This is a genomic window from Brucella sp. RRSP16, from assembly GCF_052246815.1.
Classification (GTDB): domain Bacteria; phylum Pseudomonadota; class Alphaproteobacteria; order Rhizobiales; family Rhizobiaceae; genus Brucella; species Brucella intermedia.
In genome coordinates, this window is the sequence record NZ_JBQQAM010000003.1 from 252,325 (window position 1) to 271,399 (window position 19,075).

Sequence of the window (19,075 nt, forward strand, 5' to 3'; positions counted from 1 at the left end):
AACAATTCAGTTCACGGAGGCCGACAGTGCAAAGTTCGATCGAAGAAACAACACCAGCGGGGATTGCGGGACATGCGCCTGCTGGCTGGGGGGAGCTTCTAAGCGGTAAAAATGGCCTCTATGCCCTGGCTTTGGCCGGAGGTGTCACTCTCCATGCGGTCAATATGTATATCGCGACTACAGTCATGCCGAGCGTGGTGCAGGACATTGGCGGCATGGATTTCTATGCCTGGGCGACGACCTTGTTCGTCGTTGCCTCCATTCTGGGGGCTGCACTCACCGCGCGGCTGCTGAAAAGTGCCGGTCCAAGAGGCGCCTATGTCGTAGCGACCCTGCTCTTCGCAGCCGGCACACTGATCTCATCTCTGGCCATCAACATGCCGGTCATGCTGGCGGGGCGAAGCGTGCAAGGCCTCGGCGGCGGATTTCTTTATGCGCTCGCCTATGGTCTCACCCGTGTCGTATTGCCGGAGCGCCTGTGGGGCCGAGCCATCGGTCTTATTTCCGCTATGTTCGGCGTGGCGACGCTGATCGGCCCGGCGATTGGCGGCATCTTTGCCGAATATGGCGCATGGCGTGCTGCTTTCTGGTCCTTGTTGCCGGTATCGGGTCTTTTCGCTGTGGTGGCATTCGCGACTTTGCCGCGCTCGAGCTGGGATAGAAACGAGCGCGTTTCCATTCCGGTTCTTCAACTCATCCTCCTCACCGGCGCTGTTCTTGCGGTTTCGGCGGGGAGCCTGTCACAGGAAACGCTATGGAAGATCGTTGGTCTGGGGGCTGCGATATTCATGATCGCCATCATCGCAGTCGTGGACCGCGACGCCAAGGCACGCCTCCTGCCGCGCCGCTCGTTCAGCCTGTCGACGCCCCTCGGGGCTCTTTACCTTACGATCGCGCTTCTGATGCTCAGCATGCAGCCCGAAATATACGTGCCTTATCTGCTGCAGCACCTGCATGGCCAGTCTCCTCTCTGGGCGGGATATCTGGCGGCACTTATGGCAATCGGCTGGACGGTGGCATCCTTCCTCAGTTCCAGATGGCAGGAGAAAGGTGGCGACAGGCTTGTCGTTGCCGGACCTGTTCTCGCGCTTGCCGGTCTTGTCCTGCTCGCCATATTTCTCCCGATCCATGGCAACGGCAACTGGTCGCTGCTCGCGCCCGTCTGCCTTGGGCTCATCCTGATCGGTTTCGGGATCGGCCTTGCCTGGCCCAGCCTCGTTACCCGCGTCTATCAGAGCGCTCCCTCGACCGAGCAGGATCTCGCAGCGGGTGGAATGACGACCGTACAGCTCTTCGCCATAGCCTTCGGGACGGCATGCGCGGGGATGGTTGCCAATTTCGCCGGTATTGCCGTGCCGGGAGGTGTGGAGGGCGCGGCAAATGCCTCGCTCTGGCTGTCGGTGATATTCGCGCTCGCGCCAGCAATTGCCGTGGCAGTCGCATTCAAGGTTATCCGTATCACGGGCGGAAAGGGCTGATCAATGCCGCGTTTCATCGCCAACATCCTCGATTCCCGTGCCAGCCTTTTGCTGGCGCGGGTGGTCCTTACCTTCGTTTTCTGGTCGAGTGGGCTGGCCAAGCTCTTCGACTTCGGCGCCAATGCTGCGGAAATGGAAAGCTTTGGTCTTCATCCGGGCTGGCTGTTCAACAGCGCAACCCTGCTTTTGCAGATTGGCGGATCGCTGATGATCATCTTCAATCGCGGAACCTGGCTGGCTTGTGGTGCTCTTGCCGTCTTTACGATCCTGACCATTCCCGTTGCGCACCCGTTCTGGGCAAAGGAAGGAGAAGAAGCTTTCCGGGATATGACGGTGGCGCTGGAGCACATATCGCTGATCGGCGGTCTCGCTCTCGCTGCAATTCTATCGCGCAAGGTCTAAACCACTGGACGCACTGATTGCCCTGCCTGTACCTTGCCTGTCGTCGGATCGATAGGCAGGGGAGGGCCTGGCATGGACGTGACGCTCATAACGGGAGCATCAGATGGTATAGGCGCTGAAACCGCGCGGCAGATCGCCCAGCGCGACCGCGCCACTGCTGCTCTGGTGCTTGCTGCGCGCAATGTGGACAAGCTGGAGAGGCTTGCCGCCGAATTGCGGCAACTGGGCAGCTCGGCCCTTGTGATACCCACCGACGTTAAGGATCGCGCTGCCTGCATCGCCTTGATCGACAAGGCGGTTTCCGCATATGGCCGCATCGATACGCTGATCGTGAATGCGGGCATGTCGGCCCATGCCAATTTCGCCGAAATCAAGCCGGATGATCTCGATTGGATGCATGACCTGATGGAGTTGAACTATTGGGGCAGCGTCTGGCCTATCCATGCCGCACTTCCATATCTCGCTGCCAGCAGGGGGCGGATCGTTGCTGTCTCATCCGTGGCCGGATTGATCGGCGTGCCAGGGCGTACCGCCTATAGCGGAACGAAGTTCGCCCTCTCAGGCTTCTGCGAGGCGCTTCGCGCGGAACTGACCCCCAGCGGCATTTCCGTGACAATCGTCTATCCGGGTGTCGTCAAAACCGACATTCGCAAAGTAGGCTATGGCGCAAGCGGTGCCGCTCTTGGAACGAGCGGCGTGCGCGAGGATGACATGATGCCGGTCGAGGAAGCCGTGCGGCTGATGTTGGCAGGCGTTCAGGCGCGCAAACGCGAAGTGTTGATGACCCGGCAGATGCGGTTGGGGCGCTGGTTGAAGCTTATAGCTCCCGCTCTGGTGGACCGCATGGCGCTCAGGGCTATCAAGTCGGAATTCAGGCCGAAACCGATCACGCCCGCTAAATAGGCAGCGACAATGCCCACTATTGATGGGCGCGCTCGAACGATGCCGCTAATTTTCATGCCTTGCCGCCAACTATCTGTTGACGAGTTTTTAACTTCGACTACTATATATAGTGTTCTAGGTTCTTTCGATTCGTCGGATCGAAAGCTAAGACGGGAATCCGGTGCGTTTCATCCATGATGGATGCGACAATGCCGGAGCTGCCCCCGCAACTGTAAGCGGAGAGTTCTGTCCATCACGTCACTGGCTCAGGCTGGGAAGGCGGGCAGAATGTTGATCCGTGAGCCAGGAGACCTGCCTTGAACGAGTACGTCCACGGGCGGGGTGTCCGGTTGGCGCGCAATCTTGTATGGCAAGCTTTGCCTTGCCGGTTGCTGCCTCGAACTTCCCGCTTTGTTTTTACGCATTCCCCGGCAAAACCGCTTTGCACTTTTGCTGGGATTTAGCTTCGGGGTGAAGTCCATGTTCAGTCTATTCAGTTTCAGTTCCGGTCCTCCCTTCCAGGGATAGTTTGTGCGGTCAGGCTGCTTGTTGGTGCGGCTGGCCTTTCCCCTGTCATGTGCCTTTCAACGCGCATTTTGCGATGCGCGAACGGCTTTTTGCGTCTTTCCAGGGCATTCCCTCTTTTTTCATGAACCGTTGGAAATGCTCTGTCTGTTTGTCTTGTCGCGCATCTCATCCGAAACGGGTTCCCACTTTTCGGGATGCGCTCTAACCAGCGAGAAAAAAATGAACGTCACCGTTTACAGCAAGCCCGCCTGCGTCCAGTGCACCGCCACCACGCGCGCCCTGGATCGCCAGGGCATCGAATATGAAGTCATCGATATTTCTGCCGATGCGGACGCCTTCGATCTTGTGAAGGGCATGGGCTACCGCCAGGTGCCGGTGGTTGTGGCAGGCGCATCCCATTGGGCGGGCTTCCGGCCCGATATGATCAGCTCTCTAGCCTGAGGGCTGAGGTCACATGAGCCTGATCGTCTATTTCTCCAGCCGGTCGGAAAATACGCACCGGTTCGTTGAACGGCTTGGAATGCGAAAGAGCCGCATTCCAATGGACGGTTCGGGCGGATTGCAGGTGCGCGAGCCCTTTGTGCTCGTCACGCCCACATATGGCGGCGGCGGCTCCAAGGGCGCTGTCCCCAAGCCTGTGATCCGCTTTCTCAATGACGAGAGCAATCGCTCTTTCATCCGCGGCGTGATCGCCGCGGGAAACAGCAATTTCGGCGAGGCTTTCTGTATCGCTGGCAACATTATCTCCGCCAAATGTCAGGTTCCCTACCTGTACCGCTTCGAGCTTCTGGGAACCGACGAGGACATTGGCAATGTCAAAAACGGGATGGAACGATTTTGGACACGGCAGACACAACCCTGATACGGGAGCGAGAAGCACGGCCAGTAGTGCAGGATGCACCGCAAATGGCGGGCTCCAGCAGCAAACCGTCAAAATCCACCGACGGGCTGGATTATCATGCGCTCAATGCAATGCTGAATCTTTATGACGACGAGGGAAAAATCCAGCTTGACCGCGACCGGCAGGCGGCGCGGCAATATTTCCTCCAGCACGTGAACCAGAACACGGTCTTTTTCCATAACCTTCGGGAAAAGCTCGATTATCTGGTAAGCGAAGGCTATTATGAGCAGGAAGTGTTGGATCAGTATTCCTTCAACTTTGTGCGCGATCTTTTCGACGAAGCCTATGCGAAGAAATTTCGCTTCCCGACATTTCTCGGCGCGTTCAAATATTACACCAGCTACACGCTGAAAACATTCGACGGGAAGCGATATCTGGAGCGTTATGAAGACCGCGTCTGCATGGTGGCGCTGGCGCTGGCGCGCGGCAATGAGCAACTCGCACGCGATCTGATGGAGGAGATTATCTCGGGCCGCTACCAGCCTGCGACGCCGACTTTTCTCAATGCGGGCAAGAAGCAGCGCGGCGAACTGGTTTCCTGTTTTCTGCTGCGGGTCGAGGACAATATGGAGTCCATCGGCCGCTCGATCAATTCGGCGCTGCAACTGTCGAAGCGGGGCGGGGGAGTGGCCTTGAGCCTGACCAATATTCGCGAGGCGGGCGCACCCATCAAGCAGATCCAGAACCAGTCATCCGGCATCATTCCGGTGATGAAGCTTCTCGAAGATTCCTTTTCCTACGCCAACCAGCTTGGCGCGCGGCAGGGCGCGGGCGCGGTCTATCTGCATGCGCATCACCCGGACATCATGCGGTTTCTCGATACGAAGCGCGAAAATGCCGACGAGAAAATCCGCATCAAAACACTGTCGCTTGGCGTCGTCATTCCCGACATCACCTTCGAACTGGCGAAGAACAACGAGGATATGTACCTCTTCTCGCCTTATGATGTTGAGCGGGTTTACGGCATGCCGCTGACTGAGATTTCGGTCAGCGAAAAATACCGTGAAATGGTCGATGATGCACGCATTGCCAAGAAGAAGATCAATGCCCGCGAGTTCTTTCAGGTGCTGGCGGAAATCCAGTTCGAATCCGGCTATCCCTATATCATGTTCGAGGACACGGTGAACCGCGCCAACCCGATCGACGGGCGTATCACCATGAGCAATCTATGCTCGGAAATCCTTCAGGTGAGCGAGGCGAGCGTTTTCCGCGAAGACCTGTCCTATGATTACCTCGGCAAGGATATTTCGTGTAATCTCGGTTCGCTCAACATTGCAGCAGCAATGGACTCGTCCGATTTCGGCAAGACCATCGAGACTTCCATCCGAGCCCTGACTGCCGTTTCCGATATGAGCCATATCGGTTCCGTGCCGTCGGTCGCCCGCGGCAATGATGAAAGCCATGCCATCGGCCTCGGCCAGATGAACCTGCACGGTTATCTCGCCCGCGAGCGGATTTATTACGGCTCGGAGGAAGGCGTCGATTTCACCAATATCTATTTCTATACCGTGACATATCACGCGATCCGCGCATCGAACCTGATCGCAGTTGAGGCGGGCAAGTCGTTCAAAGGGTTTGAAAAATCCAAATATGCATCGGGTGAATATTTCGACAAATATACCGAGGAGCTTTGGGAACCGGCGACGGAAAGGGTGCGCGAAATCTTTGACAAGGCGGGCATTGCCATCCCTACACAGGATGACTGGCGTGACCTGAAGAAAGCGGTGATGGAGGGCGGACTTTATAACCAGAACCTTCAGGCTGTGCCGCCGACAGGCTCGATCTCCTACATCAACCATTCGACCTCATCGATCCATCCGATCGTATCGAAGATTGAAATCCGAAAAGAAGGCAAGATCGGTCGCGTCTATTATCCGGCAGCCTTCATGACCAACGGCAATCTCGATTATTATCAGGATGCCTATGAGATCGGGCCGGAGAAGATCATCGATACCTATGCGGCGGCGACGCAGCACGTCGATCAGGGCCTGTCTTTGACGCTCTTCTTCCGTGATACCGCAACCACCCGCGACATCAACCGTGCGCAGATTTACGCATGGAAGAAGGGCATCAAGACCATCTACTACATCCGCCTGCGCCAGATGGCGCTTTCCGGCACGGAAGTGCAGGGCTGTGTTTCCTGCGCCCTTTGATCCTGGTGACGACGAATGAATATCCAAGTGAAAACCAAGACCCCGAAGCCCGCCGCAGTGCGCGCGATCAACTGGAACCGGATTGAGGATGAAAAAGACCTTGAGGTCTGGAACCGTCTGACCGGAAATTTCTGGCTCCCGGAAAAAGTGCCGCTTTCCAATGACATCCAGTCATGGGAAACGCTGAAGCCGCAGGAAAAGCAGCTGACGATCCGCGTCTTCACCGGGCTGACGCTTCTCGATACGATCCAGAATGCAGTCGGTACAGTGAAGCTGATGGATGATGCTGTGACACCGCATGAAGAAGCGGTGCTATCCAACATCTCCTTCATGGAAGCGGTTCATGCGCGGTCCTATTCGTCGATCTTCTCCACACTATGCCTGACGCCGGATGTCGATGATGCTTATCGCTGGTCCGAGGAAAACGAGTTTTTGCAGCGCAAGTCCGTCCTCATTCTCGATCAGTATAGGGCAGACGACCCGCTGAAAAAGAAGATTGCCAGCGTCTTTCTGGAAAGTTTTCTGTTCTATTCGGGCTTCTATCTGCCGATGTACTGGTCGAGCCGCGCAAAACTGACCAACACGGCCGACCTCATCCGGCTTATCATCCGCGATGAGGCGGTGCATGGCTATTATATCGGTTACAAATTCCAGCGCGGGCTGGAACGTTTGAACGAAGAACAGAAGCAGGAAATCAAGGATTTTGCCTTCGAGCTTCTTCTTGAACTTTACGATAATGAAGTTCGCTACACGGAAGCGCTCTATGACGGCGTGGGACTGACAGAAGATGTCAAGAAATTCCTGCATTACAACGCCAACAAGGCCCTGATGAACCTCGGCTATGAGGCGCTGTTCCCGGCTGATGCGTGCAAGGTCAATCCGGCGATCCTGTCCGCGCTTTCGCCCAATGCGGACGAGAACCACGACTTTTTCTCCGGTTCCGGCTCGTCCTATGTCATTGGCAAGGCGGTGGCGACCGAGGATGAGGACTGGAGTTTCTGACGAGGCCTTGGGCGAGTTTGCAGCGGGAGCGTGGTGCGCCCTTCCGGGGTGCGCGGCGCTCCACGCTCAAAAGGCGAGTTTAGCGCAATCTGCATCGAAAAAGTTCATTTTTTATTTGGCTTCTGTCGCGGTCCCGTTACAAGAGAGGCTTGGGCGGTAAAGGGCTAAAAATGGACACGCGGGGGCAGAACAACAAGGATGTGCCGCTTGCAGTCGATCTGGATGGAACTCTGGTTTCGACCGATCTGCTGTGGGAGGGAATTTTTCTTCTTCTGAAGAAGAACATTCTTTTCGTCTTCATGTTGCCGGTCTGGCTGTTCTCCGGCAAGGCATATCTCAAGCAACAGGTGGCGGACCGCGTAGCCCTCGATATCTCGCGGCTTCCTTATCGAGCCGAATTTCTGGATTTTCTGCGTCGAGAACATGCATCGGGCCGAATATTGGTCCTGATCACCACAGCCATTGAACCGATAGCCCGGGCTGTGGCGACGGAGCTGGGTATTTTTAGCGCTGTCTATTCGACAACTGCAGCGAAGAATCTCTCAGCAGCAAGCAAGGCCGATCTGCTGGTGGAGCGCTATGGGCGTCACAGGTTCGATTATGCCGGAAGTGATCGCGACGATCTGCCGGTTTTCGATGCGGCCCGACAGGTGATCCTGGTCGCGCCTGATCGTGCGGCGGCGCAGTTCCAGAAACGAACGGACTGCCAGATTTTCCATGCCGAAAAGCCGACCATTCGAACATACGCCCGGATGCTGCGTGTCCATCAATGGCTGAAGAACCTGCTGGTCTTTGTTCCTGCTGCTCTGGCTCATGATATAGTGAAGCCCGACGTGTTCATTGCGGTTTGTCTGGCATTCGTCGCTTTTTCCGCGACGGCATCTGCAATCTATATCGTCAATGACATTATCGACCTTCCGGTTGACCGGAGACACGTGCGAAAAAATCAGCGGCCCTTCGCGAGCGGCCAGATATCCATTCCTGTCGGCCTCGGTGTCGCGGCTCTGCTGCTGCTGTTGACGGCCTTCGTCTGTTTCTTCCTGCCATCCGCTTTCACGCTTGCGATCGTCACCTATCTGGTTTTCACCACCGCCTATACATTTGCCCTGAAGCGCATGTTGCTGGGCGACGTGATTTGTCTCGCGGGGCTTTACAGCTTGCGTCTTTTGGGTGGGTCGGCTGCCTCCCATGTTCCGCCGTCTTTCTGGCTGATGGCTTTTGCCATGTTTTTCTTCCTCTCGCTGGCATTGGCGAAGCGCTATGTGGAATTACAGGGCGCGATGGCGACGGAGAAGGACAAGATTGCCGGGCGAGGCTACCGCCCTGAAGACCGTGATATCGTCGGTCAGTGCGGGGTCGCCGCCGCATTTACCGCGGCACTGGTTCTGGCCCTTTATATCAACAGCGATGCGGTCAAGACGCTCTACACCTATCCCTGGCTGATATGGCCGCTCGGCCCGATGGTGCTCTACATGAACGTCCGCATATGGATATTGGCGCACCGGGGGGACATGGATGACGATCCGGTTCTCTTCATGGCCAAGGACTGGCGCAGTCAGGTCGTCATCGCGTTTGGTGCTGCACTGCTACTTGTGGCTGGGCTGCGCTGATGGAACAGTCTTTCGACAGTTTCGGGCGTGTTGACCGGCGGCAGCGGCGCTTTCTACCGCTGGATCTGCTGGAGGCCGATTTCGCCGGTGCCTTGCCCGAAGGGGCGAGCCTGCTGCCGTTTGGAAATGGTCGTTCCTATGGTGACAGCTGTCACAACGATGCGGGCTTCCTCGCGCCCATGCGGGCCCGAAGGAGGATACTGCAATTCGATCCCGATACGGGATTGCTGTCGGCTGAAAGCGGCACGCTTCTGAGCGATATCATCGCGCATGTCGCGCCGCAGGGTTATTTCCTGCCCGTCACGCCCGGCACCCAGTTCGTCACATTGGGCGGGGCCATCGCCAATGACGTGCATGGCAAGAACCACCATCTGCGGGGAACTTTCGGGTGTCACATCGAAGGGCTGGATCTGCTTCGCTCTGACGGTGTTCGTTACAAATGCTCCGACGCCGAAAACATCGACCTGTTCCGGGCCACGATCGGCGGAATGGGGCTGACCGGAGTGATACTGCGTGCAACGATCCGGCTCATGCGGGCCGGCGGCCTCGATATTGAGGAAAAGGTCCTGCCATTCGGTAGCCTCGATGCATATTTCGATATGGCAGAGGTTGCGGACCGGGAGAATGAATATGCCGTTGCCTGGGTCGATCAGCTTTCCGATGGGCGGGGCCTGCTGATGGTCGGCAATCATGTCGGGGAGGCAGGCGGCCCGCAGCCATCGAGAGTGGGGCGGTTTGGCGTGCCTTTTGAACTGCCGTTCTCCGCACTGAACAGGACAAGCCTGTCATTGTTCAACGCGGCCTATTTTCGGCGCAAGGGACGGATCGGAACCGCACACAGGGTGCCATATCGAAATTTTTTCTATCCGCTCGACAGCATCAGAAACTGGAACCGGCTCTATGGCCCAAGGGGGCTTTATCAGCATCAAAGCGTCGTTCCGTTCGATGCGGCGCGAAAGGTCATTCCCGCAATGCTGGAAGCAAGCCGCGCCGCCGGGCAGGTCTCGTTCCTGACGGTGCTCAAACGTTTCGGGTCGGTGAAGTCTCCCGGTCTCATGTCCTTTCCGATGCCTGGATATACGCTGACAATGGATTTCCCCAATCGGGGCGGCAAGACGCTGGAATTGTTGGATCGTCTGGACCAGATGGTCGTGGGCGTCGTGGGCCGGGTCAATCCGTACAAGGACCAGCGGATGAGCGCGGAGGTTTTCGCTGCAAGCTTTCCAGGCTGGCGCGACTTCGAGGTTTTTCGCGACAAGGCGTTCAATTCCAATTTCTGGCGCCGCACGGCATTGACGCTGGGTGCGGCAGTTTAGGAAACGTGATGAAATATATTCCCTTCATCCTGTTCACAGTCATGACCAACGCTGCCGCGCAGTTGATATTGAAATATGGCATGCTGTCGCTCGGCCCGATCAGTTTTTCCGCTGAAACAATGATCCAGCGCATATTCCAGATCGTGTTCAACCCTTGGGTCTTTGCGGGTCTGTTGACTTTTGTGATCTCGATGGCGTCGCATCTTTACGTGCTGTCGAAGGTGGACCTTTCCTTCGCCTATCCATTCCTCAGTCTTGCATATGTGGCGGTCGCGCTGTTCGCCTGGCTTTTGTTCAAGGAGGAACTAGGCGCATACAAGATCGCGGGTATCGCATTCATCTGCATCGGGACGGTGCTGATCGCGCAAAGCGGCAAATCGCCCGAACCGCAGGAGGATACGGGTGTGAGCCGGCAGACGCAAGGCTGAAGGGGCGGTATGATGAGACACGTAATTTTCGGTGGAGATGGATTTGTCGGTCGGTATCTCGCGCCCAAACTGCTCGCCGATGGTCATGAGGTCATTGTCGCAGATATCGTGAAAAGCGATCTGCCGCATTATGCTGACGCCGCTTTTGTCGCGACCGATGTAACCGACCCGGCAGCAATCCGCAGACTGGGCATCCGCGCTGACGACGTGGTTTACAATCTCTCGGCCAAGATGCTCTCGCCGATACAGGTTCGCGCGAAGCGGCATGATTTCTTCTTTCCCGTCAATTATTACGGGACGGAGAACATCATCAAGGCGATGGATGCTGCCGGTGCGAGCAAGCTGATCCACTTCACCACCGACATGGTGTATGGCCACACTTATGTCTGGCCGCAGAAGGAAGACCATCCGTGCAAGCCGCTCGGCGAGTATGGGCTTTCCAAGTTGAGAACCGAAGAACTCGCCGCTGAATGGCGCGAACGTGGAATGCATATATCCCTGTTTCGTCCTCGCCTTATCATCGGTCCCGGCCGTCTCGGCATTCTGCAAAAGCTGTTCAAGCTGATAGATAAAAATCTGCCGGTGCCGATGATCGGCTCGGGCAGAAACCCGTACCAGTTCGTTTCGGTGTTCGATTGTGCGGAGGCGGCACGCGCCGCTTTCAATGCGGGTATCCCCAACGAGGCCTACAATCTCGGATCACTCAACCCGCCTCCCGTCCGCAAACTGCTCGGTGATCTCATCCGTCATGCAGGATCGAAATCCATGCTGTTGCCGACGCCCGCCTGGGCGGTAAAGCTGACACTGGATCTGCTCGACTGGATGAACATGCCGATCATGGACCCGGAGCAATATCTGATCGCCGATGAAATGTGTGTTCTGGATGTTTCAAAGGGCGAGCGCGAGCTTGGCTGGGTGCCGCAATATCGGGACGAGGACATGTTGATCGCAGCCTATAGCGAATATCGCAGGAAAATCGGCGCGGCATCCTCGGGTGTACAGGCTTCTGAAACGGCATAGGGGCAGAAATGACCAGGACCAACGCAACGCCAAAGCCGAAACTGCTGACCGTAAGCGAGGCGAAGGCGCTCGATCTGCCACGCATGACCGAGCTGTTCACAACCCACCTTAATCCGGGACAGCTCCATTTCATGAAACTGCTCGGCTTTCACAAGGTGAAGATCGAACGAGCAGAAGGCATGTATTATTACGATCAGGACGGGCGCCCGATTCTCGATTTCTTCGGCGGTTTCGGGTCACTTGCTTTTGGTCACAACCATCCGCGTATTCTCGAAGCACGTCGCCAATTCCAGGAAGAGATGCGCCACGAGATCGCGATCGCCTTCATGTCGCAATATGCAACTGCCCTTGCTTATGACATTGCGGCGTGCTCGCCGGGCGATCTGGACATGGTGTTTCTGGGGTCCTCCGGTTCCGAGGCGATGGAAGCGGCGATCAAGGTTGCCGAGCGCGCTGCCGGTCCGGAAAAGCCGAAAATCGTCTATGCGGAAAACTCATTTCACGGGAAGACCAAGGGCGTTCTGTCCATCACGGATGGCGGGCTTTATCGCGGCGAATTCAAGCTTGTCGACAACACCGTTCGGGTTTCCTTCGGTGACATTGCTGTCGTTGAAAACGCGTTTCGTTCGGACCCGGAAATCGGGGTGATCGTGCTGGAGACGGTGCAGGGCGGCGGCGGTATCATTCAGGCGGACGCAGAGTTCTGGCAGAAGCTGCGTCGCCTTTGTGACCAGTATGGTGTGATCTGGGTTGCCGATGAAGTGCAGTGCGGATTGGGCAGGACCGGGAAATTCTATGCTTTCGAGCATTATGGCGTCATACCGGACGTCACCGCGCTGGCGAAATCGCTGGGCGGGGGAAAGACGGCTATGGCCGCGATGATCGCCCGCCGTGACATCTATATGAAAGCCTATGGCACGCCGAAGACTGCGATGATCCATGCAATGGCGACCTTCGGCGGGATTGGCGAAGCCTGCATCACGTCAATTGAAGCCTTGAATGTTCTCTACGATGAACACCTGATCGATAACGCTGCCGATGTCGGGAATTATCTTCTAGAGAGGCTGCGCGAGTTGCAGAGCCGTTATCCAGCTCTTGTGAAAGATGTGCGCGGGCAGGGGATGATGGTGGGACTGGAGTTCCATGATTTTTCCCAGACCATGCCTGCTGTGTTGCGGCCGGTTCTGGGGATGCTGGATGAGAAGCTGAAAGGCTCGCTCCCCGGCTTCATCGGCAGCCATCTGCTGCGCGATCATGGGGTTCTGGTCGCCTTTACCGAATACAATCGAAATGTCATTCGTCTTGAGCCGCCACTGATCTGCGGGCGCGAGCATGTGGATGCGTTCATCCAGGCGCTGGATGAGGTCCTTTCGCGCGGGATCGTCCGGATTGTGCGGGATTTCATCAAGGCTCAGATCAAGTAGGGGCCGATTACGGGAGAAGACCGGGGCGAAGCAGCAAATCCCAACAGGGATTCAAAGCGATAACGGTGCGGTCCTGTACCGCATCGAGGTATATTTTCTGCAGGGCAAGGCGATTGGTCGTTGTCGGACATTTCGGGCGCAATACGCCGTCGGTTGCTTCCACGGCGGCTTTCGTTTCTTCGGACAGAACCGGGACCGTGCGGAACGGATCGGCTCCGATCTGGATATGCCGCGTAGCATCGCGGTCCAAAATCCAGGCGAACGGGTTGACGAAATCAAGCGTCATGATGCTTTGCAGGCGAATGTTGGTGCGGGCTTCGAAGGATTTCAGGTCCGTCACCATCTGGTTTGCAGACAGGAGCCAGAAAACCTGGAAGTCGATTTCCGAGTAAAGCTGCCAACTGGGTAGTTGTCCCTGTTTGGCCAGTGCTTCATACGCCGCGTTGTTCTGCGGATAATGGGATTGGAAAAGCTCTGCCCGCTGCAGGAAATCGGGCCGTGTCAGCACCTGACCCAGATTCTTCAACTCCGGCAAAGACGGCTGGACATAAGTTGGCGCTACAGCGACGGCCCGCAGGGTCGTGTGCGCAACCTTGGTGAAAGTCGGAATGGAACAGAAGGCGGCCAGTGTCAGGAAAGCGATCTTGAAGTTCTGACTGCGAAGCTGCACTCGCTGAAAGATCATGATCAGAACGGGCCAAAGAAAAATAAACTCCTGGCTGCCGGTGTTCTGGGTTTCAAGGAAGACGCCGCCGAGCAGCCCGACAGCGAGCCACACGGAGCTCCGGTCGAAGAAGCGGGGTCGTTCGCAGGAGGCCTGAGCACCGGACTGGCGCTGCTCGTTCCAGAAAAGCAACAGAACAAGGATTGAAGCTGGTAGAATGACATCGAGCTTCAACGATATGACGGTCAGGAACCGCGGAAGCAGAGCCCCTTCATTCAGCGCCACCAATGTAGCGATGTCGCGAACATATGCGGCGATAATTCCGTTATGCAGCTCAAGAACGGACAGCGCCGCAGAAGCAACGGCCGCGGCGAGAAGGACATGGCGGATCGAAATTCTACCCGCCAGAAGTGCTGTGAGTCCGAACAGCCCGCCTGCTAGAAAACCGGTTATTTTCATCAGGAGCAGGGCGAACATCGTCGCTGCGCAAAAGAGCGCAAGTTTCGCACTATCCCGCACGAACATCAGCCCGCACATGAGCACGTAAAGCAGAAGCGACGTGTGGCGGTTATAAATACCGAAACCGTCCAGGCCGGGATACGGATAAAAGCTCTGTGTATTGGCGGGAAAGACCGCGAATACCAGAAATGGGACAAGGATAAGAAATCCGGTTGTTCGATTCCGAGGGGGAAACTCAGCCAGCATTCCGATCATCAGCGGCGCTGCGACGATCAATATGGACCACTGAACGAGCAATAGCGGCTGCGCTTTCGGAAACAGGGATTGTCCCCATGCAAAAAGATAATAGCCAAGCGGTCCGACCGGTGTGGAGAAGTCCACATTGGGAACCTGGCCTGTCCTTATGCGCTGGGCCGCATCGAAATAGATGTAGCTGTCCCAGTACATGGGGCCGATAGGGACATTGAGCCGGAATGACAAGAGAACGACCAGCAGTATGAGCGTAAAAGCCAGCCAGAACATCGGCGCGCTCAGCAATGGCGCTCGTGCAATTTTGAAGCTCTTGCCGAAGAACATGAAACCCCACCCCCATGCGTCATGCGCAAAAATTAGCTGCAAACCCTTAAAACTACAGAAACAGCCGAAGGCCGTTTGATTCGACTCGATTTCAAAAGGGGAGAAGACTTCCAGAAATGAGAACGCCCACTGCACTGGGAGGAGGAGTGTGCAGTGGGCGAATCTATAAAGCGCGATTGGGAGGAGGAGTATCGCGCTTTGGGTTCGGTTTTTGGGAGGAGGAGTAAAACCGAACAAGCCCAAAATAGGAATACGGCGTGACGGTTACAAGGGGCAAGCTTGCAATGCAGATATGCATTTTTGGGTAGCTAAAAAGAAACCGCCCCGCAGCGGTCTAGCGCGCTGGGGCGGTACTCCCTCCTCCAAGTGAGAGGAACAATAACTCCGCTTATGGAGAAAGCAACCCCTTAATATAACTACATGATTTTCAGAAAATACTGAAAATTATGTACGGTTAGTAAATCGGTCGGGACTCAAAATGAGCGGTTGGAAAGCAGTCACAACGACATTGCAGTGCGTTTTGTGCGAATCTTGTTGATGTGCATGGATGGCCGGGTGGCGGGGAATTGTTCGGAAAGGCAAGTGGCCTCAACTTCCGGGCGATATTGTTCACCGCTTTTCTAACAATGGTGCAAATTGCCTATTTATTTTTTTCAAAGCTGTGATTAAGTTCCACCATCTCTCTTCGATTGGGGGGCTTTCGAGGGAGATACGCCGCCTCAGCGCGTTCAGTCGCCGCGGGGCGGTTTTTGTTTGGGGTGTGGAAAGTGCATATCAGCAATGCAAGCTTGTTGATTGAGTGGGCGGGGCGAAGGGATTATTGAATATCCGTCCTGGCTTGCTCCTCCTCCCAAAAGCCGGGGCCGAGCGCGATACTCCTCCTCCCAATCGCGCTTACTGATCAAGCCCGCAACGCTCACCTCCTCCCGAGCTTTGCGGGCTTTTCTGTATCTTAGTCACGTAATTTTTCAGGCTGGAATGTATTGTTAGTTCCAGAATCGCAGCTAACGTTCCATTTTCATGGTGCGTGCACTCCTGAGAGCTCGCCCGCCTCGCGCCCCTAAGCCCCCCGCCCAAACGCGAGGCGGTTCCTTTGAGCGGGAACCTTCTCATAGCTGTATATTCCAGCGCATCTGGAATAAGTTGTTCCCAGCTGAAGTGACCTATGCGGACGAGACAAACCGCGTCCGAAAGTCTGCGTTTTTCCGGCGGCTCATGCTCGTTTCCGCACGCATTCCATCGCTCGGAAAAACGGACGCACGTGCTGTATGTTGCGTATTGCTTCCGAAATTCTGAAGTTGGTCTGCTGAGAGAGGAACACCCTCTTTACTTTTTGTGGTGTGAAATAACTAAAATATACTTCGAAAACTGACGGATGAAGTTTCAACAATTTAGTCCGTGTAGAAGTTTCTCTGTTTATTTGGCTAAATAAAACATATTATAAATTTATAATACATTACGTAGCGTCACTTTTGATTGAAATTTAAGTTTATATTTTTCTGCATTGTCTTCTGTGGACGGTCGAAGAAACGTCAATTATCGCCCCAATTATCCGTTTACAATCAGGAGAAGGCTGAGTCGCTTTCGTTCTTGAGACGCCTCTGGCTGTTCGAGCGGGCATGATGTTGCGTTCTGTGCCTGATGCGGATTCCCTGCGGATAGTTATTCTCTGATCGTCGGAAAGGAACGGATTCTCCAACTCAAGGAACCGTTCAAGCCCCGGAAATTAACCATCTGTTAACCATTGCGCATATAGACCGGATAAACCGTTTTTTAACCAAGATGAATCAAGTGCTAACACAGTCTCGTCCAATCCGCCTGAAAGGAAGGTCCTTTCTGGCGCTGGTCCTTTCGCCTGAATTGCCGCTCGACGGCTGGCTCGACAAGCTGGACGATCTTGCAGCGCGTTCGGTTGGGTTCTTTCTCAATCGTCCGATCGTTCTCGATCTTGAAAATGTAACGATCGAGCGCCCGCAACTGGTGCAATTGCTTGAGGATCTGGTTAGCCGCGGCGTCTGGATCACTGGTTTCGAAAATGCACGGCCTTCGCTCCTCGGTCCCGGCATGCCGCCGGCGATGCGGGGCGGACAGCCTGCAGCCGATTTCGATCCGGAGATCGCGGAATCGAAACCGAAAGAACGCGCACCGGCTGCGCCAGCATCGGTGCAACTGGTCAAGGCTGTACCTTCCATGGTCGTCACCGAGCCGGTCCGGTCCGGTCAGTCGATCTATTTTCCAGATGGCGATGTGACGATTGTCGGTTCTGTTGCATCCGGAGCGGAAGTGGTGGCTGGCGGATCGATCCACGTCTATGGCGCATTGCGCGGCCGCGCGATGGCGGGAACAGCAGGAAACGCCGATGCGCGCATTTTCTGCCGCAAGATGGAAGCCGAGCTAGTCGCTATCGACGGCCTCTACAAGACGGCGGAAGACATGGAAAGCAGATTGCGCGGACAGGCTGTCCAGCTGTGGCTCGACGGCGACTATATGATGGCCGAAACGCTGGGCTAGCACGTTTCCAACAGGCGAAACGCCTTGTGGGAGCGCAGGTCCCGAACTGATTTCAGGCACGTTTGAGTGCCGCAAAAGGAAAGCAGAGCATCTCATATCCCGGGTAACGGATGCTCTGGAGGCGCGCGGGAGATACAGGAGACAAATATGGCAAAAGTGATTGTTGTAACTTCCGGTAAAGGTGGCGTTGGCAAAACGACATCTACCGCCGCAATCGGCGCCGCGCTGGCGCAACGCGGCGAGAAGACCGTCGTTATCGATTTCGATGTCGGCCTGCGCAACCTCGACCTCGTCATGGGAGCGGAACGCCGCGTCGTGTTCGATCTGGTCAATGTCATTCAGGGCGATGCAAAGCTTCCGCAGGCCTTGATCCGCGACAAGCGTCTTGAGACGCTCTATCTGCTGCCGGCCTCGCAGACGCGCGACAAGGATAATCTGACCATCGAGGGCGTCGACCGCGTCATGGAAGACCTCAAGAAGGAGTTCGACTGGATCATTTGCGATAGCCCTGCCGGAATTGAACGCGGTGCCACGCTGGCAATGCGCCATGCAGACATGGCGGTGGTCGTCACAAATCCCGAAGTATCGTCGGTGCGTGATTCCGATCGCATTATCGGCCTGCTGGACGCCAAGACGCTCAAGGCCGAGCGTGGCGAACGTGTGGAAAAACATCTTCTCCTGACCCGTTACGACCCGGTACGCGCTGAACGCGGCGACATGCTGAAGGTTGAAGACGTTCTGGAAATCCTGTCCATCCCGCTTCTGGGCATCATTCCGGAAAGCCAGGACGTTCTGCGGGCCTCCAATATTGGTTCCCCCGTGACGCTTGCCGATCAGCGCAGTGCGCCTGCATTGGCTTATCTCGACGCAGCCCGCCGCCTTGCCGGTGAAGAAGTGCCGATGACTGTTCCATCCGAAAAGCGCGGCCTTCTGGGTAAACTTTTCGGAAGGAGAGCGGCATGAGCCTGTTTCGTTTCTTCAGCAAACCTGCTTCCGCGCCACAAGCGCGCGAACGGTTGCAGGTTCTGCTCGCCCATGAAAGGGCATCACACGAACATTCCGATCTTGTGGCGGTATTGCGGGAGGAAATCCTTGCCGTCATCGCCAAGCATATCCAGATCGATCGTGACAAGGTCAGCGTGAAAATGGATCGGGGCGATCAGATGTCGACGCTGGAAGTCGATATCGAGCTTCCACTGAAGACGAAAGCGAAGGTGCGGGCAGCCTGACGAACACCGAACTTGCGGATAGCCAGAAAGATGGAGGGAAAACCATGAACCGCGGTGCACTTCTCACCAGATTGAAGGAGCTTCAGGAGCTTCCAAAGTTTCAGAAGCGGGATATCTGTAGCATAAGCGCTTTCTTGCAGCTCGAGGCACTGGCAGAGCATGTCAGGGTCTGTGAAGAAGCAGCAGGTGTCGCGCAAACGGGGCAGGATCATTGATCCTGCCTTTTTCTTGTTGTTCGCTTGGGCGATAGTCAGCTCTTCGGCAAGCCAGCCGGGAGCGCGCCGGATGTTCGCGCCTTCACGGCACGGCAAAGAACATCTGCAAATAGCAGCCGAGGAAAACAAGGGCGATCAGCGCCGCGATGAGGAACAGGAGCTTCATTCTTCATGCATCGCTCAATCGCTGTTCACGTTCAAGAAAACAGATGGTGATTGACCGAAGGGTAAGGAAAAGCCTTGCCTGCTTTCTCGCTTTAGGACGGCACGCCCGGTT

The 19,075-nt window shown here is 55.9% G+C and carries 17 protein-coding genes and 1 riboswitch; of the genes, 16 read left to right on the forward strand and 1 reads right to left on the reverse strand.

Features of this window, described 5'->3' with window-relative positions; all coding sequences use genetic code 11:
• Window positions 1–26 precede the first annotated feature (26 nt).
• From ACS5UA_RS06690 to ACS5UA_RS06745, 12 genes are all read left to right on the forward strand, one after another.
• Window positions 27–1,478 carry an MFS transporter gene (locus ACS5UA_RS06690; RefSeq protein ID WP_266017453.1) on the forward strand — a complete coding sequence of 484 codons (1,452 nt, stop codon included), beginning with the start codon at window positions 27–29 and terminating at the stop codon, window positions 1,476–1,478.
• 3 nt (window positions 1,479–1,481) lie between these two features.
• Complete coding sequence (locus tag ACS5UA_RS06695; protein ID WP_006468433.1) at window positions 1,482–1,880, forward strand: DoxX family protein; 399 nt, start codon at window positions 1,482–1,484, stop codon at window positions 1,878–1,880.
• A gap of 72 nt (window positions 1,881–1,952) precedes the next feature.
• Window positions 1,953–2,783, forward strand: coding sequence for an SDR family oxidoreductase (locus ACS5UA_RS06700; protein ID WP_241084081.1), 831 nt, complete (start codon window positions 1,953–1,955; stop codon window positions 2,781–2,783).
• A gap of 99 nt (window positions 2,784–2,882) precedes the next feature.
• A riboswitch (cobalamin riboswitch) is annotated at window positions 2,883–3,096 on the forward strand.
• Window positions 3,097–3,509: 413 nt separating this feature from the next.
• Complete coding sequence (gene nrdH, locus ACS5UA_RS06705; protein WP_025092090.1) at window positions 3,510–3,731, forward strand: glutaredoxin-like protein NrdH; 222 nt, start codon at window positions 3,510–3,512, stop codon at window positions 3,729–3,731.
• 13 nt (window positions 3,732–3,744) lie between these two features.
• Window positions 3,745–4,152, forward strand: coding sequence for a class Ib ribonucleoside-diphosphate reductase assembly flavoprotein NrdI (gene nrdI, locus ACS5UA_RS06710; protein WP_100650484.1), 408 nt, complete (start codon window positions 3,745–3,747; stop codon window positions 4,150–4,152).
• Window positions 4,128–6,344 (forward strand): class 1b ribonucleoside-diphosphate reductase subunit alpha, encoded by a 2,217-nt coding sequence (gene nrdE / locus ACS5UA_RS06715; RefSeq protein WP_241084079.1) that lies wholly within the window; start codon window positions 4,128–4,130, stop codon window positions 6,342–6,344. The genes nrdI and nrdE overlap by 25 nt, the downstream gene beginning before the upstream one ends.
• 15 nt (window positions 6,345–6,359) lie before the next feature.
• Window positions 6,360–7,346, forward strand: a complete 987-nt coding sequence (nrdF, locus tag ACS5UA_RS06720; protein ID WP_241084078.1) for a class 1b ribonucleoside-diphosphate reductase subunit beta — start codon at window positions 6,360–6,362, stop codon at window positions 7,344–7,346.
• Between the two features lie 170 nt (window positions 7,347–7,516).
• Window positions 7,517–8,956 (forward strand): UbiA family prenyltransferase, encoded by a 1,440-nt coding sequence (locus ACS5UA_RS06725; RefSeq protein ID WP_241084077.1) that lies wholly within the window; start codon window positions 7,517–7,519, stop codon window positions 8,954–8,956.
• A complete protein-coding gene (locus ACS5UA_RS06730; protein ID WP_241084076.1) occupies window positions 8,956–10,272 on the forward strand; it encodes an FAD-binding oxidoreductase in 1,317 nt (438 codons plus the stop codon). Before ACS5UA_RS06725 ends, ACS5UA_RS06730 begins: the two co-directional genes overlap by 1 nt.
• An 8-nt stretch (window positions 10,273–10,280) precedes the next feature.
• Complete coding sequence (locus ACS5UA_RS06735; RefSeq protein ID WP_241084075.1) at window positions 10,281–10,700, forward strand: EamA family transporter; 420 nt, start codon at window positions 10,281–10,283, stop codon at window positions 10,698–10,700.
• A 12-nt stretch (window positions 10,701–10,712) separates the two neighbouring features.
• The gene (locus ACS5UA_RS06740) at window positions 10,713–11,720 is read left to right on the forward strand and encodes an NAD-dependent epimerase/dehydratase family protein (protein WP_443101236.1); all 1,008 of its coding nucleotides are present in this window, start codon (window positions 10,713–10,715) and stop codon (window positions 11,718–11,720) included.
• Between the two features lie 8 nt (window positions 11,721–11,728).
• The gene (locus ACS5UA_RS06745) at window positions 11,729–13,144 is read left to right on the forward strand and encodes an aspartate aminotransferase family protein (RefSeq protein WP_241084074.1); all 1,416 of its coding nucleotides are present in this window, start codon (window positions 11,729–11,731) and stop codon (window positions 13,142–13,144) included.
• A gap of 7 nt (window positions 13,145–13,151) precedes the next feature.
• Here the strand turns inward: ACS5UA_RS06745 and ACS5UA_RS06750 are convergent, their stop codons facing one another.
• On the reverse strand, window positions 13,152–14,843 hold the full coding sequence (locus ACS5UA_RS06750; RefSeq protein WP_241084073.1) for a hypothetical protein: 1,692 nt from the start codon (window positions 14,841–14,843) through the stop codon (window positions 13,152–13,154).
• 1,782 nt (window positions 14,844–16,625) lie between these two features.
• Here ACS5UA_RS06750 and minC point away from each other — a divergent pair.
• From minC to ACS5UA_RS06770, 4 genes are all read left to right on the forward strand, one after another.
• The gene (gene minC, locus ACS5UA_RS06755) at window positions 16,626–17,354 is read left to right on the forward strand and encodes a septum site-determining protein MinC (RefSeq protein WP_006468447.1); all 729 of its coding nucleotides are present in this window, start codon (window positions 16,626–16,628) and stop codon (window positions 17,352–17,354) included.
• Between the two features lie 147 nt (window positions 17,355–17,501).
• The gene (gene minD, locus ACS5UA_RS06760; protein WP_006472480.1) at window positions 17,502–18,317 is read left to right on the forward strand and encodes a septum site-determining protein MinD; all 816 of its coding nucleotides are present in this window, start codon (window positions 17,502–17,504) and stop codon (window positions 18,315–18,317) included.
• Window positions 18,314–18,583, forward strand: a complete 270-nt coding sequence (gene minE, locus ACS5UA_RS06765; protein ID WP_006468449.1) for a cell division topological specificity factor MinE — start codon at window positions 18,314–18,316, stop codon at window positions 18,581–18,583. The genes minD and minE overlap by 4 nt, the downstream gene beginning before the upstream one ends.
• A 171-nt stretch (window positions 18,584–18,754) precedes the next feature.
• The gene (locus ACS5UA_RS06770) at window positions 18,755–19,018 is read left to right on the forward strand and encodes a hypothetical protein (protein WP_230349980.1); all 264 of its coding nucleotides are present in this window, start codon (window positions 18,755–18,757) and stop codon (window positions 19,016–19,018) included.
• Window positions 19,019–19,075 lie beyond the last annotated feature (57 nt).

What these genes read in the sequence shown, in the direction of transcription:
- ACS5UA_RS06740 (WP_443101236.1), top strand. Translation starts at nt 10,713, where the DNA reads ATGAGACACGTAATTTTCGGTGGAGATGGATTTGTCGGTCGGTATCTC.
- ACS5UA_RS06730 (WP_241084076.1), top strand. Translation starts at nt 8,956, where the DNA reads ATGGAACAGTCTTTCGACAGTTTCGGGCGTGTTGACCGGCGGCAGCGG.
- ACS5UA_RS06750 (WP_241084073.1), bottom strand. Translation starts at nt 14,843, where the DNA reads ATGTTCTTCGGCAAGAGCTTCAAAATTGCACGAGCGCCATTGCTGAGC.
- ACS5UA_RS06695 (WP_006468433.1), top strand. Translation starts at nt 1,482, where the DNA reads ATGCCGCGTTTCATCGCCAACATCCTCGATTCCCGTGCCAGCCTTTTG.
- nrdF (WP_241084078.1), top strand. Translation starts at nt 6,360, where the DNA reads ATGAATATCCAAGTGAAAACCAAGACCCCGAAGCCCGCCGCAGTGCGC.
- minE (WP_006468449.1), top strand. Translation starts at nt 18,314, where the DNA reads ATGAGCCTGTTTCGTTTCTTCAGCAAACCTGCTTCCGCGCCACAAGCG.
- ACS5UA_RS06745 (WP_241084074.1), top strand. Translation starts at nt 11,729, where the DNA reads ATGACCAGGACCAACGCAACGCCAAAGCCGAAACTGCTGACCGTAAGC.
- ACS5UA_RS06735 (WP_241084075.1), top strand. Translation starts at nt 10,281, where the DNA reads ATGAAATATATTCCCTTCATCCTGTTCACAGTCATGACCAACGCTGCC.
- nrdH (WP_025092090.1), top strand. Translation starts at nt 3,510, where the DNA reads ATGAACGTCACCGTTTACAGCAAGCCCGCCTGCGTCCAGTGCACCGCC.
- ACS5UA_RS06725 (WP_241084077.1), top strand. Translation starts at nt 7,517, where the DNA reads ATGGACACGCGGGGGCAGAACAACAAGGATGTGCCGCTTGCAGTCGAT.
- minD (WP_006472480.1), top strand. Translation starts at nt 17,502, where the DNA reads ATGGCAAAAGTGATTGTTGTAACTTCCGGTAAAGGTGGCGTTGGCAAA.
- nrdI (WP_100650484.1), top strand. Translation starts at nt 3,745, where the DNA reads ATGAGCCTGATCGTCTATTTCTCCAGCCGGTCGGAAAATACGCACCGG.
- minC (WP_006468447.1), top strand. Translation starts at nt 16,626, where the DNA reads ATGAATCAAGTGCTAACACAGTCTCGTCCAATCCGCCTGAAAGGAAGG.
- ACS5UA_RS06700 (WP_241084081.1), top strand. Translation starts at nt 1,953, where the DNA reads ATGGACGTGACGCTCATAACGGGAGCATCAGATGGTATAGGCGCTGAA.